General features: G+C 48.1%; 12 protein-coding genes. 3 read left to right on the forward strand and 9 right to left on the reverse strand.

From position 1 onward, the window contains the following. Positions 1-14: 14 nt before the first annotated feature. The 9 genes from murG to mraZ form a co-directional block, all read right to left on the reverse strand. On the reverse strand, positions 15-1,106 hold the full coding sequence (murG, locus tag QM717_RS01540; protein WP_415034141.1) for an undecaprenyldiphospho-muramoylpentapeptide beta-N-acetylglucosaminyltransferase: 1,092 nt from the start codon (positions 1,104-1,106) through the stop codon (positions 15-17). A gap of 93 nt (positions 1,107-1,199) precedes the next feature. Further along, complete coding sequence (locus QM717_RS01545) at positions 1,200-2,522, reverse strand: FtsW/RodA/SpoVE family cell cycle protein (RefSeq protein WP_415034143.1); 1,323 nt, start codon at positions 2,520-2,522, stop codon at positions 1,200-1,202. A 127-nt stretch (positions 2,523-2,649) separates the two neighbouring features. Continuing rightward, entirely contained in the window at positions 2,650-3,984 is a 1,335-nt protein-coding gene (gene murD / locus QM717_RS01550; RefSeq protein ID WP_415034145.1) for a UDP-N-acetylmuramoyl-L-alanine--D-glutamate ligase, read from the reverse strand. Then, a complete protein-coding gene (gene mraY / locus QM717_RS01555; RefSeq protein ID WP_415034147.1) occupies positions 3,985-5,211 on the reverse strand; it encodes a phospho-N-acetylmuramoyl-pentapeptide-transferase in 1,227 nt (408 codons plus the stop codon). Between the two features lie 10 nt (positions 5,212-5,221). Then, complete coding sequence (locus QM717_RS01560; RefSeq protein WP_415034149.1) at positions 5,222-6,682, reverse strand: UDP-N-acetylmuramoyl-L-alanyl-D-glutamate--2,6-diaminopimelate ligase; 1,461 nt, start codon at positions 6,680-6,682, stop codon at positions 5,222-5,224. Beyond that, positions 6,679-8,688, reverse strand: coding sequence for a penicillin-binding protein (locus QM717_RS01565; protein ID WP_415034151.1), 2,010 nt, complete (start codon positions 8,686-8,688; stop codon positions 6,679-6,681). Before QM717_RS01565 ends, QM717_RS01560 begins: the two co-directional genes overlap by 4 nt. Next, on the reverse strand, positions 8,682-9,032 hold the full coding sequence (locus QM717_RS01570; protein ID WP_415034908.1) for an FtsL-like putative cell division protein: 351 nt from the start codon (positions 9,030-9,032) through the stop codon (positions 8,682-8,684). The genes QM717_RS01565 and QM717_RS01570 overlap by 7 nt, the downstream gene beginning before the upstream one ends. A 21-nt stretch (positions 9,033-9,053) precedes the next feature. Continuing rightward, positions 9,054-9,962, reverse strand: a complete 909-nt coding sequence (gene rsmH, locus QM717_RS01575) for a 16S rRNA (cytosine(1402)-N(4))-methyltransferase RsmH (RefSeq protein ID WP_415034153.1) — start codon at positions 9,960-9,962, stop codon at positions 9,054-9,056. After that, complete coding sequence (gene mraZ / locus QM717_RS01580) at positions 9,937-10,410, reverse strand: division/cell wall cluster transcriptional repressor MraZ (RefSeq protein WP_415034155.1); 474 nt, start codon at positions 10,408-10,410, stop codon at positions 9,937-9,939. The genes rsmH and mraZ overlap by 26 nt, the downstream gene beginning before the upstream one ends. 369 nt (positions 10,411-10,779) lie before the next feature. Here mraZ and QM717_RS01585 point away from each other — a divergent pair, with 369 nt between their 5' ends. The 3 genes from QM717_RS01585 to QM717_RS01595 all read left to right on the forward strand — a co-directional run bounded on the left by QM717_RS01585 (position 10,780) and on the right by QM717_RS01595 (position 12,230). After that, positions 10,780-11,556 (forward strand): alpha/beta fold hydrolase, encoded by a 777-nt coding sequence (locus tag QM717_RS01585; protein WP_415034157.1) that lies wholly within the window; start codon positions 10,780-10,782, stop codon positions 11,554-11,556. 115 nt (positions 11,557-11,671) lie between these two features. Then, on the forward strand, positions 11,672-12,046 hold the full coding sequence (locus tag QM717_RS01590; RefSeq protein WP_415034910.1) for a GTP-binding protein: 375 nt from the start codon (positions 11,672-11,674) through the stop codon (positions 12,044-12,046). Further along, positions 11,988-12,230 carry a hypothetical protein gene (locus tag QM717_RS01595; protein ID WP_415034159.1) on the forward strand — a complete coding sequence of 81 codons (243 nt, stop codon included), beginning with the start codon at positions 11,988-11,990 and terminating at the stop codon, positions 12,228-12,230. Before QM717_RS01590 ends, QM717_RS01595 begins: the two co-directional genes overlap by 59 nt. Position 12,231 lies beyond the last annotated feature (1 nt).

Consider the following 12,231-nt stretch of genomic DNA (forward strand, 5'->3'; position numbering starts at 1 on the left):
CCTGAGTACCTGAGTTATTTAATGAGTTTAATTATTTCTTCTACGATGTCTTTGGTCGCATTGACTTTTGCGAGCTTCTTGATGTTTTCGGATAAATTTCTTTGCAGGTTTTCATCCGAAACGAGCTTGTTGAAAACACCCGTAAATTGGGTATCGAGTTCGCTTTCGCGGATCAGGATCGCACCGCCTTTATCGACAATCGCCTGCGCATTTTTGGTCTGATGGTCTTCGGCCACATTGGGCGACGGAATAAAAATCGTCGGTTTGCCCACGATGCACAATTCCGAAACCGAGGATGCGCCGGCGCGTGAAATCACGACATCGGCTGCTGCGTAGACCAAATCCATACGGTCGATGAATGCCAACACCTGGATGTTTTCCTTTTCATTGAACGATTCGTATTCGTCGAAATACAATTTACCGCACTGCCAGATGACCTGAACATCCTGCGCGGTAAAACCAACGACTTCTTTGGCGATCAATTGGTTGATTCTTCTGGCCCCCAAACTGCCGCCCAAAACGAGCAAGGTTTTCTTGTTCGGGTCGAGTTTGAAATAGTCCAAGGCTTCTGCCCTTTTGCTGTCGATGTCGATCAGATCCTGGCGCACCGGATTGCCCGTCAGCACCATTTTGTCTTTGGGAAAAAACCGCTCGAGCCCTTCGTAAGCCACACAAATCTTGTTTGCTTTCTTGCTCAATAATTTATTCGTGATTCCCGGATACGAGTTCTGTTCCTGAATCACACTCGGAATGCCGGCAAACGACGCGACCTGCAACAACGGTCCGCTCGCGAAACCGCCTGTTCCGATGACGACATCGGGTTTGAATTCGGCGATGATGCGGCGTGCCTTGAGCAAACTCGTGATCAGTTTTACGGGAAACAAGGTGTTGTCGAACGTCAACCTGCGTTGCAGACCCGCAATCCACAAGCCGCGGATTTTGTAGCCTGCCTGCGGCACTTTCTGCATTTCCATCTTGTCCTTGGCACCCACGAACAAAAACTCGGCGTCGGGAAAACGCGACTTCAATTCATTGGCAATCGCCACCGCTGGGTAAATGTGCCCGCCGGTGCCGCCGCCGCTTAATATGAATTTGAGTTTTTTCATTTTTATTTTTGGAACGCGGATCAAAACTGATTTTCACAGAGGATCGCAGATTTATCTTGATTCTTGGCTCTTGATTCTTGGTTCTTTGATTTTCTATTTTCCGAGAACGGCGTTCATCGGATTGGTTTTGTCTTCTATGGAATAACTTCCGGTTTTTTCTAATTCTTCTTGTTCACGCAATGCCGCTTCGGCTTCTTCCTCGCGTTTGATTTGCGCATCGATCATGCGTGCGAGCGTTTCTTCGCGTTTTTCTTTTTCTTCTTTTTCGGCGGCGATTTCTTCCTCTTTCTTGGTCACGCCGATGATGATGCCGAGCGCGATGCAGGTCATCCAGATCGAACTACCACCCGATGAAATGAGCGGCAGCGTTTGTCCCGTGACCGGAAGCAATTCAACCGCAACGGCCATATTGATCAGCGCCTGAAAGACAATCGGAAATCCGAGACCTACGACGACGAGTTTGCCGAACAAGGTATTGGCTTTGTGCGCCGCAACGATGAATCGAAAAAACAACAACATGTACAATGCCAGAACGGTCAATCCGCCAATCAAGCCGTATTCTTCGACGATGATCGCATAGATAAAATCCGACGAAGATTGCGGCAGGAAATTCTTCTGCACCGATTTGCCCGGGCCTAAACCTTGAATGCCGCCTGAGGCGATGGCGATTTTGGCTTTTTCGATCTGGTAATCGTCTTCATCGGGTTTGTCGGTCGTGAAATTTTCGAGACGGCTTTCCCAGGTATGTACACGATTAAAGAACTTGGCATCGGGGAATGCCTTGCTCAACAATACAAACAATACGAGTGCGGCAACGCCGGCCCCGATGATTATTCCGATATATTTTAATGGGTATTTTCCAATGAACGTCAGCATCATGACCATCGAGAACATCAACGCGGCCGTCGAAAAGTTGGCCGGAAGGATGAAAATCAACGTCATGAAAACCGGTGCCCACAATTCCCACAACGAGTTTTTAAAAGTCAGCGGGGTTTCTCGTTTTTTGGACAGGTAGCGCGCGACGAAAATCATCAACACGATCGACGCCAAAGTCGAGGTCTGGAACGTAATCCCAATAAATGGCACCTGAATCCAACGGCTCGCGTTGGCTCCGGCGATGACGGTTCCTTTAACTAAAGTGTACGCCAATAAAATCCAGACGACCGGCAAGGCAACCTTTGAAATCGCGCGGAAATAATGGTACGGCACTTTGTGGATCCAATAAATAATCGTGAGTCCGATGCAGATGTGGATCAAGTGCTTGAGCAAATAACCCAACGTATTGCCGGTACCGTGGCCCATGTAGGCCAGGTTCGAACTCGCGCTGAATACAGGCATGAACGAAAACAACGCGAGCAGCGCAACGAAAGTCCAGATGACTTTGTCTCCTTTGAGGCTTTGCAGTAGTTGTTTCATTTTATTTTAGATTTGTAGAGCCTAGAACCAAGAGCCAAGATCTGCTCACTCGAAATTCTGTTCTCCTATTTTTCTCACCTTTCCTTTAACCTGAGCCTTGAATCTTGGTTCTTGACTCTTGGCTCTCTTATAAATTCTGAACCGCCTGTTTAAATTGACGGCCTCGGTCCTCGTAATTCTCAAACAAGTCGAAACTCGCGCAGGCCGGTGACAGCAACACCGAGTCGCCTTTCTCGGACAAACGCTGGCTCATGCGCACCGCATCGACCATGTTGTCGACCTCGACCATCACGTCTACGACGGCTCCGAACGCATCGATGATCTTTTTGTTGTCGACCCCGAGGCAAACGATTGCCTTGACTTTCTCGCGTACGAGCGGCATCAGTTCGGCATAATCGTTTCCTTTATCGACCCCACCGACGATCCACACGGTTGGCGTGTTCATGCTGTCGAGCGCAAAAAAGGTTGCATTGACATTGGTCGCCTTCGAATCGTTGATGTATTGCACATTTCCTATCTTGAGGACTTTCTCCAAACGGTGTTCAACGCCCTGGAAGTTGGACAGGCTTTCGCGGATCGTGGCTTTCCTGATTTGCATCAGTTTGGCCACCGACGTCGCCGCCATTGCGTTTTTCATATTGTGCTTGCCTTCAAGCGCAATATATTCCGTTTCCATGATGAATTCTTCTTCGTTGATGTTTACTTCCATTTTGTTGTCTTTTAAGTAGGCGCCTTTCTCAAACTGTTGTGTAATTGAAAAAGGGATCAGTTGGGCTTTTACTTTATTATTTTGGAGCCAGTTTCCGATGGCTTCGTCGTCTGCGTCGTAAATCAGATAATCGTCTTTGGTCTGATTCATCGTGATCCGAAATTTCGAATCGATGTATTTTTCGTATTTGTATTCGTAGCGGTCGAGATGGTCCGGGCTGATGTTGGTGATGATCGCGATTTCGGGTTTGTAATCGATGATGCCGTCGAGCTGGAAACTCGAGAGTTCGAGCACATACCAATCGTATTTGTCCTCGGCGACCTGCCACGCAAAACTCTTTCCGATGTTGCCGCCAAGCCCGACGTTCAATCCTGCCGATTTGAGCAGGTGGTACGTGAGCATGGTCGTGGTCGTCTTGCCGTTGCTTCCGGTGATGCCGATGGTTTTGGCCTCGGTGTGTTTGCAGGCGAACTCGATTTCTGAAATCACCGGGATTTTGGCCTTGTGCAACTTCTTGACGATGTCGGATTTATCGGGAATGCCGGGGCTTTTCATAACCAGGTCGGCGTTCAGGATTTTCTTTTCCGTATGGGTTTCGTCTTCCCATTTGATGCCATTAATCGTAAGAACTTCGCGGTAGTTGTTTTTGATCTTCCCAAAATCGGATACAAAAACGTCGTATCCTTTTTTCTTGCCTAAAATCGCTGTGCCGACACCGCTTTCGCCACCGCCTAATATCACCAATCGCTTCATCTATCTTAACTTTAAGGTTACGATGGAGAGAATCGCCAGGATGATTCCCGTAATCCAGAAGCGCGTCACGATCTTGCTTTCGTGGTAGCCTTTCTTCTGGTAATGGTGGTGCAAAGGCGACATCAGGAAAATGCGTCGGCCCTCGCCGTATTTTTTCTTCGTGTATTTGAAATAGAACACTTGAATGACAACTGAGGCATTTTCGACGATGAAAATCCCACACAACAACGGAATGAGCAATTCCTTGCGCACCGCAATCGCCAAAACCGCAATGATCCCACCGATGGTCAAACTGCCCGTATCGCCCATGAACACGGCCGCCGGATACGAATTGTACCACAGGAATCCAATCAATGCTCCGGCAAAGGCCGCAATGAACACCGTCATTTCACCCGAATTCGGTATGTACATGATGTTCAGGTAACTCGAGAAAATGATGTTACCCGAAACGAACGTGAAAATACCGAGCGCGAGCACCGATATGGCCGAGGTTCCCGCTGCGAGTCCGTCGATGCCATCGGTTAAGTTGGCGCCGTTTGACACCGCCGTGATGATGAAAATCACGATCGGGATGAACACGAGCCAGGCCCATTGCTCGTAGCCGTCGCCCATCCATTGGAGCAAATCGGCATAATCGAGTTCGTTGTTCTTGAAGAACGGAATCGTCGTGGCGGTCGATTTTTCCTCGATCGGCATCGGCGCGATCGTATTCTGGGTTTGGTGGATGGCGATAGTCGATGGCGTTTCTTTGCGCACCGTCACGCCGGGATGCAGGTACAAAACCGTTCCTACTATAATTCCCAATCCGACCTGTCCGACGACTTTAAAAATCCCTTTGAGTCCTTGTTTGTCCTTCTTGAAAATCTTGATGTAATCGTCGATGAAACCGATGGTCCCCATCCACAAAGTCGTCACGATCAATAAAATGATGTAAATGTTGTTGAGTTTGGTAAACAGCAAAACCGGAATCAACGTCGCGATGATGATGATGAGTCCACCCATCGTTGGCGTTCCCGCTTTTTCATTCTGTCCGGCCAAGCCGAGTTCGCGCACGGTCTCGCCTACTTGTTGCCTTCTGAGGAACCCGATAATCTTCTTTCCATAAATCGTCGAAATCAGCAACGACAGAATCACCGCCAATCCCGAACGGAACGTGATGTATTGAAACACCCCGGTTCCCGGCACATTGTGCTCTTTGTACAGATATTCAAACAAGTAGTACAGCATAATTTTCTATTTATGGAGTTCTTTCAAGCAATTCCTTTACAATCTTCATATCGTCAAAATCATGGCGCACACCGTTGATTTCCTGATAGGTCTCGTGTCCTTTTCCTGCAATGAGGATGATATCGTTCGGATTGGCGAGCTGGCAGGCGGTTTTAATCGCTTGCTTGCGGTCGACAATCGAGATCGTTTTTTTGTAATTCTGTGGTTCGACACCGGCTTCCATTTCGGCGATGATCACTTGCGGATCTTCGGTGCGTGGATTGTCCGAGGTGATGATGAGTTTATCGCTCATCGTCGAACCGATGTTGGCCATGATCGGGCGCTTGGTCTTGTCGCGGTCGCCGCCACAACCTACCACCGTAATCAATTGTTCGTTTTTGGTGCGGATGTCGTTGATGGTCTTGAGCACATTTTCCAAAGCATCGGGCGTGTGGGCGTAATCGACAATCGCAGTGATTTTTTCGGTCGAGATGATGAACTGGAATCTTCCCGAAACACTTTCGAGTTCCGACAACAATCTTAAAACTTCGAGCGAATCGAGTCCGAGTTCGACTGCCGTTCCGTAAATCGCAAGCAGGTTGTAGGCGTTGAATGTTCCGATGAGTCGCACCCAAACTTCATTGTCATTGACTTTGAGCAACAAACCCGACAATTGGTTTTCGAGAATCTGCGCACGGTAATCGGCATACGATTTCAAGGCGTAGGTCAACTTTCTCGCGGACGTATTTTGCAACATGACCGGGCCGTTCTTGTCGTCGGTGTTGGTCAGTGCGAATGCCTGTTTCGGTAATCCGTCGAAAAACGATTTCTTGACATCGCGGTAATCGGCAAACGTCGGATGGTAATCGAGGTGATCGTGCGACAGATTCGTAAACACGCCTCCGGCAAATTGCAAACCTTCGGTCCTTTTTTGATGGATGCCGTGAGACGACACTTCCATGAAACAATAATCGACGCCCGCATCGACCATGTCGCGCAGGAAATTGTTGATCGTGATCGAATCAGGGGTCGTATGCGTGGCCTTGAATTCGAGTTCGTCGACCAAAATTTTGACCGTCGAAATCAATCCGACCTTATAACCCGCTTTCTTGAACAATTGATAGAGCAAGGACGCAATCGTCGTTTTGCCATTCGTACCCGTAATCCCGACCAATTTCAAATGCTGCGACGGATTGTCGAAATAATTCGCTGCCATGTGTGCCAACGCCTTGTTGGTGTCCTTGACCAGAATGTAGGTCACATGGTCGTGCGCATCGGCCGGCAAGATGTCGCAAACAACAGCCGTAGCACCGAGCGAAATGGCCTTTTCGATGTATTCATGTCCATCCGAAACCGAACCGCGGATTGCAATGAACACGTCGTTGTTGGCTATTTTCCTCGAATCGAAATCGAGTTTGCCAATGGCGATTTCGGTCGAGCCTTTGACCGCCTCAATCGAAACCTTATATAATATGTCTTTGAGCAGGATCACGATAATTCGAGTATGATGGTTGCGTTTTTGTCTAAATTTTGTCCCGGCAAAATCGATTGTCTTTTGACTTTCCCGATGCCAATGACTTTTACTTTCATGCCGAGGTTTCCGAGCAAGGCCACGGCATCCATTCCGGACATCCCTTTTAAATTCGGCACAGTCGCGTGTTTTTCTGCGGCTTTGTTGTAATATTCGGCGTATAATTTTTCGGTCTTGCCGTCTTTTTTGTTCAGGTTTTTGATCTCGTTCATCGAAGGCGCGTCGGTGAAAATTTTCTGCGCGATTCTTTTAAACACAGGACCGGCTACATCGGCACCATAGTAATTGTTGCCCGAAGTATTGGGTTCGTGAACGACCACGATGCAAGAATATTTCGGATTTTCGGCCGGGAAATAACCCACGAAGGAGGAAATGTAATGTTTCTCTGTGCCGTCCTTGCGGTTGTAGTTCGCCTGCGCGGTTCCCGTTTTTCCGGCCATCGAGAAATCTTTCGAATACAATTTCGAACCGGTTCCGAACTTGACGACGCGTTCGAGCACGTCGTGCAATTTCTTGAGCGTCTCGTCCGAGCAGATTTTCGGGTTGATGACTTCCTTGTCGAATTTCTTGATGGTCTTGTTCCATTCCTTGATTTCCGAAACGAATTGCGGCTTGACCATTTCGCCATTGTTGGCCACCGCATTGTAATACGTCAGCGTTTGCAAAGGCGTAATCGAAACCCCGTAGCCAAATGCCATCCACGGCAGTGAAATGGCACTCCAATGTTTGTCGCCCGGCTGCGGAATGTACGGTTTGCCCTCGCCTTCGAATGGCAGTCCGAGTGATTTGTTGAGTCCGAAATCATTGAGGTGATCGACAAATTGTTTCGGGTCGTCCTTGTACGCATTGTAAACGGCCTGTACCAAAACGGTGTTCGACGATACTTCGAATCCGCGCCCGAGCGAAATCTTGCCGTAACCGCCTTCGTGCGAATCGCGCACTTTTTTGCCGCGGTAAATCACCGTTCCCCCTTGGCTGTCATACACATCGCTCGTATCGGCTTTTTTGTCTTCGAGAAGCGCCATCAAATCGGCGAGCTTGTAGGTCGAACCGGGTTCGTGCGATTCACGGATTGCGTAATTTTCGGTTTCGTAATAAGTACTGTCGGTTTTATTGTCGCGGCCGAGGTTGGCAATCGCCTTGACGTAGCCCGTTTTGGTTTCCATCACGACGACACAACCGTGGTCGGCTTTGTATTTCTGCAATTGCTTCAGGAGCGCATGGTGCGCAATGTCCTGGATGTAGACGTCGATGGTCGAAGTCACGTCGTAACCGTCCTGCGGCTCGACTTCATTGACATCGCGGATCGGTTTCCATTGGCCTTTGGCGATTTTCTGCTTGAGGATTTTGCCGTCCTTGCCGTTCAGGTATTTGCGGTACGCCCATTCGATGCCTTTGCCGACGTGCTGTCCTTTTTCGTTGATGCGTTCGTAACCGATAGTTCTCCACGCGATTTTTCCGATCGGGTATTCGCGCACGGTTTCCTGCTCGGTGATGATACCGCCTTTGTAGGCACCGAGGTTGAACAGCGGAAAGCTTTTCATCTGAATGTACTGCGTATAGCTCAGACCGCGCGCAATGAGGTAGTAGCGGTTTTTATTCGAGCGCGCTTTCCTTAATTCAGATTGGTAAAAAGACGAGGGTTTGCCGAGCAGCATCGACAGCGAATCAGCCAATGGCTTGACGTTTTTCTCGAAATGTTCGGCTTTGGGCGCGACCGCATCGAAACGGATGTCGTAATTCGGGATCGAAGTCGCGAGCAAACTGCCATCGGAAGAATAGACGTTTCCTTTATTGGCCGGAATGACAAAATTGCGCACGGTGCGTTCCTTCGCCAAATTGCGGTAGTAATCGCCCTCGACCCACTGGATGTTCGACAGCTTGATCGCAATGGCAATCGCTACGAGAAACATCCCGAAAGCCACGAGATACATGCGGTAAGATATGTGCTTGTCTTCTGCTACCATAGCTTGCTGAAAAATCCTTTTTCTTCTTCTTTTTTGACTTTGATCTTTGTAGGCGGAACCGAGGACGGGAAGATTTCCTTGGCCTCCATTTGGGCCGAAACCGTCGATTCCATTTTTAGTTTCATCAATTCGGAGCGCCTGTCGACGAATTCGGAACGCAATTCCTTTACTTCGCTGGTCAAGGCTATGATTTTAAATACTTTTTGTTCGTAACGCTGGGTGTTGGCAATCATCAAAATGGCAAGCAAAATCAGGAATACGATGAAACGCCAGTTCTTGGCCGCGTTTGCGTCTTCGTTGATCAGGTAGCGCGCCTTTAAAATGCTGTAGACGCCGTGCTTCATTTTCTTTTCTTCTGCCATCGCCTATATTTTTTCTGCCACCCTCAGTTTGGCGCTTCTCGCGCGGTTGTTCACTTGGATTTCGGCCTCATTTGGCACAATCAGTTTTTCGATGGTCTTGAACGGCACCGAGAAATTCCCGAAGAAATCGCGTTCGGGTTCACCCTCGAACATTCCGTTTTTGACAAATCTTTTCACCAAACGATCTTCCAAAGAATGATACGAAATCACACTGAGCCGGCCGCCGGGCTTGAGAATCTCAAGCGATTGTTCGAGAAATTCCTTGAGCACATCCATTTCCTGGTTGACCTCAATTCGGATAGCCTGGTAGATCTGGGCGAGAATCTTGTTGCTTTTGTGCTGGGGCAAAAAGCGGCTTAACACGGATTTCAGTTGTTCGGTATTTTTGATCGGGTGCGATTCCCGGGCTTCTATAATGACACGCGCGATGGCCGGACCGTTCTTGAGTTCGCCGTAGTCGACAAACAATCGGGTCAGACCAGCGTGGTCGTATTCGTTGATGACATGGTAGGCGCTGAGTTCACTTTTCTGGTTCATGCGCATGTCGAGTTCGGCATCGAAACGCGTCGAAAATCCGCGCTCGGCCACATCGAATTGATGCGAGGAAACGCCCAAATCAGCCAAAATCCCATCCACTTCCTTCACGCCATGAAAGCGCAGGAATCGTTTGATGAATCGGAAATTTTCGTTGATCAAAGTGAAACGGTCGTCCGCAATGGCATTTTCCAAAGCATCCTCGTCTTGGTCGAAGGCGAACAGTTTCCCGTTCGGACCCAAACGTTTTAAAATCTCTTTGGAGTGGCCGCCACCGCCGAAAGTGACGTCGACATAAATCCCATCGGGCTTGATGCCGAGTCCATCCACGGTCGGGTGGAGCAATACCGGATTATGATAGTCCATTATCGTCATCATTTACATTTCCCATTACGTCTTCGGCCAGGTCAGCGAAGTCGATTACAGAATCATCGATTGCTTTTTCATACATATCCTTATCCCATATCTCGACAATATTCACAGCGGAAGACAACACCACATCTTTGCTGATGTTTGCAAAAACCGCCAAATCCTTGGCAATCAGGATCCGACCGAGATCATCGACTTCAATGATTTTGACCCCGGCGGTGAAGCGACGGATGAAATCATTGTTCTTCTTGACGAAACGGTTGAGCTTGTTGATTTTTTGCATCATCAGATTCCATTCTGACATCGGATAGAGTTCGAGACAGGGCTGGAACACCGAACGCTTGAGGACGAAACCGTCCTGCAAACCGGCCGACAATTGCTTCTTGAGCGGCGCCGGCAACAGCAGCCTCCCTTTGGCATCGACCTTACATTCATATGTTCCAACGATGGAATTCACGATTTGGCTTTAAATGATTATCAGCAAAAATAAAAATATTTTACCACAATTTACCACAATCTACCACTTTGTTGATAAGTTTTACCACTTCTGACCCTAAAACAAACCCAATGGCTTTTTCAGTCATAGTCAGACGTTTAACAAATTGTTAAGAAATTAAGAATATTGGAAATGATGCGTTCGGAAATGAATTTGTTTGAGGCAAAATCTTGACAAAAATTTAAAATTTTGGAAGATTTGTTTATCAGGATGTTATTTCTGCCGGGTTCTGTTTAAAAAATCCAAATAATGCACTGCGACGTTAACATTTAGGTATAAAATCTTATATTTGTCCCGCCCAAGTATTGGCAAAAAAGCCAACAAGCATCCATGGAAAACTTAATTAAAGACGGAAAATACAAGTATTTCGAAGCCGGCGAAGGCACGCCCATCATCATCTTGCACGGCCTCATGGGCGGTTTGAGTAATTTTGATGGCGTAGCCAACTATTTCCCGCAGCAAGGCTACAAAGTCGTGATTCCCGAATTGCCGATTTACACGCAGAACATCCTCAAAACCAACGTCAAGGCTTTTGCCAAATTCGTTAAGGATTTCATTACCTACAAAAAATTTGACCGTGTGATTTTGCTCGGCAATTCATTGGGCGGACACATCGCGTTGTACCATGCGAAAATGTATCCCGAGAAGATGCTTGGCCTGATCATCACCGGAAGTTCCGGACTGTACGAAAGCGCGATGGGCGACAGTTATCCACGCCGTGGCGACCGCGATTACATCCAGAAAAAAGCCGAGGACGTGTTTTACGACCCGAAAGTAGCGACGCCCGAAATCGTGGAAGAAGTCTACACCATGGCCAACGACCGCATGAAATTGATCAAGACGCTCACGATCGCCAAAAGCGCTATCCGTCACAACATGGCCAAGGATTTGCCCAAAATGCACGTCCCGACTTGCATTATCTGGGGCCGGAACGATAAAGTGACTCCGCCAGAAGTGGCCGAAGAATTCCATGAATTGCTGCCGCATTCCTGGCTGTACTGGATCGACAAATGCGGACACGCCGCGATGATGGAACATCCGGACGAATTCAACAAAATCATGCACGAATGGCTCACCGACAAGGCGCCGCTCATCTTTAAATCATAAAACCGCTGCACCTCAGCGGTTTCTTTTTACCTTTGCTTTTAAATTTTTGGATATGAAAATCAACAGTGCCGAATTTATCGTCAGCAACTCCGACGCAAGCAAATGCCCCGCAGAAATGCTTCCCGAATATGCTTTTATCGGGCGGTCGAATGTGGGAAAATCGTCGCTGATCAACATGCTGACGAATCATAAGAATTTGGCCAAGACTTCAGGAAAACCGGGGAAAACACAGCTCATCAACCACTTCAAGATCAACAGCAATTGGTTTTTGGTGGATTTGCCGGGTTATGGTTATGCGAAGGTTTTCAAAGAAAACGAAATCGGTGTTCCAGCAATTCATCACCGATTACTTCGAGCGACGCGAGCAGCTTGTTTGCGGCTTTGTATTGATCGACATCCGCCACGAGGCGCAAAAAATCGATTTGGAATTCATGGCGTACATGGGCGAAAGCGAAATCCCGTTTTGCATCATCTTCACCAAGGCCGATAAAATCAGCAAGACCAAGATCGATTCGCACATCGCCGCTTACCGCAAATCGATGCATGCCGACGGTTGGGAAGAAATGCCGCAGTATTTTGTGACTTCATCGCTCGAAGCCACCGGCAGGGATTCGGTTTTGGAATACATCGACGAATTGAATCAGGAGATTTTCAAGAACGCCAACGAATTCTAGG

The sequence above is a fragment of the Flavobacterium sp. genome (assembly GCF_047602195.1).
Taxonomy (GTDB): Bacteria; Bacteroidota; Bacteroidia; order Flavobacteriales; family Flavobacteriaceae; genus Flavobacterium.

Bases quoted from the DNA above. Each gene is read 5' to 3' on its own strand.
- murD (WP_415034145.1), bottom strand. From the start codon at position 3,984: ATGAAGCGATTGGTGATATTAGGCGGTGGCGAAAGCGGTGTCGGCACA.
- rsmH (WP_415034153.1), bottom strand. From the start codon at position 9,962: ATGATGACGATAATGGACTATCATAATCCGGTATTGCTCCACCCGACC.
- QM717_RS01595 (WP_415034159.1), top strand. From the start codon at position 11,988: ATGGCGTACATGGGCGAAAGCGAAATCCCGTTTTGCATCATCTTCACC.
- murG (WP_415034141.1), bottom strand. From the start codon at position 1,106: ATGAAAAAACTCAAATTCATATTAAGCGGCGGCGGCACCGGCGGGCAC.
- QM717_RS01545 (WP_415034143.1), bottom strand. From the start codon at position 2,522: ATGAAACAACTACTGCAAAGCCTCAAAGGAGACAAAGTCATCTGGACT.
- QM717_RS01565 (WP_415034151.1), bottom strand. From the start codon at position 8,688: ATGGTAGCAGAAGACAAGCACATATCTTACCGCATGTATCTCGTGGCT.
- mraY (WP_415034147.1), bottom strand. From the start codon at position 5,211: ATGCTGTACTACTTGTTTGAATATCTGTACAAAGAGCACAATGTGCCG.
- QM717_RS01590 (WP_415034910.1), top strand. From the start codon at position 11,672: ATGCTTCCCGAATATGCTTTTATCGGGCGGTCGAATGTGGGAAAATCG.
- QM717_RS01585 (WP_415034157.1), top strand. From the start codon at position 10,780: ATGGAAAACTTAATTAAAGACGGAAAATACAAGTATTTCGAAGCCGGC.
- QM717_RS01570 (WP_415034908.1), bottom strand. From the start codon at position 9,032: ATGAAGCACGGCGTCTACAGCATTTTAAAGGCGCGCTACCTGATCAAC.